Here is a 1181-nt window from a genome sequence, read left to right as displayed (position 1 = left end):
AAACGCACCATCCTGATTACGGGCGGCGCGGGCTTTATCGGCTCGCACGTAGTACGCCTGTTCGTGACGAAATACCCGGATTACCGGATCGTGAACCTGGACAAACTGACCTATGCGGGGAACCTTGCCAACCTGCGGGACATCGAGGATTCCCCGAACTACGTGTTCGAGAAGGGTGACATCTGCGACCTGGATATGCTGCGGGCGCTGTTCGGGCAGTATGACATCGACGGGGTCATCCACCTTGCGGCCGAAAGCCATGTCGACCGCTCGATCAGGGATCCGTTCACCTTCGCGCGTACGAACGTCATGGGTACGCTCTCGCTGCTCGAGGCGGCACGGGAATACTGGGACGGAGAGTGGGAGGGCAAATGGGCACGCTCTCGCTGCTCGAGGCGGCACGGGAATACTGGAACGGTGATTGGGCAGGCAAGCTGTTCTACCACATCTCCACCGACGAGGTGTACGGGGCGCTGGAGCTGACACGTCCCGAGGGAGATGCTGCGGGCGGGGAGAGCGGCGGCGGGCCCTTCGGCGAGGAGTTCTTCACCGAAGAGACGAAGTACGATCCGCACAGCCCCTACTCGGCCTCGAAAGCCTCGTCCGACCACTTCGTGCGAGCCTACCACGACACGTACGGGATGCCGACGCTGGTGACCAACTGCTCGAACAACTACGGGCCCTATCAGTTCCCGGAGAAGTTGATCCCGCTTTTCATCAACAACATCCGCCACCAAAAGCCGCTGCCCGTGTACGGCCGCGGGCAGAACGTGCGCGACTGGCTGTACGTCGAGGATCATGCACGGGCCATCGACGTGATCTTCCACAGGGGCAAGGTCGCCGACACGTACAACATCGGAGGCTTCAACGAATGGAAGAACATCGACCTGATACGGGTGATCGTCAGGACGGTGGACAGGCTGCTGGGCAACCCCGAGGGGTCGTCGGAGAAGCTCATCACGTATGTCACAGACCGCGCAGGCCACGATCTGAGGTACGCCATCGACTCGCGCAAGCTCAAGCGCGAACTGGGCTGGCAGCCCAGCCTGCAGTTCGAGGAAGGAATCGAAAAAACTGTCCGCTGGTACCTCCAAAACCAAAAATGGATGGACGACATAACTTCTGGCGAGTACCAGCAATACTATCAGAGCATGTATAAGGGAAGATAAATGACCCGTGAC

The 1181-nt window shown here is 59.7% G+C and carries 1 pseudogene; it reads left to right on the top strand.

Features of this window, described 5'->3' with window-relative positions:
• Positions 1–1169, top strand: a pseudogene (gene rfbB / locus QVP03_RS11520) (dTDP-glucose 4,6-dehydratase); the annotation flags it as partial.
• Positions 1170–1181 lie beyond the last annotated feature (12 nt).

The organism is Alistipes sp. CAG:29 (assembly GCF_000435435.1).
Lineage (GTDB): Bacteria > Bacteroidota > Bacteroidia > Bacteroidales > Rikenellaceae > Alistipes > Alistipes onderdonkii.
The sequence above is the reverse complement of the archived record's forward strand: the minus strand, read 5'-3'. Positions and strand labels throughout refer to the sequence as shown.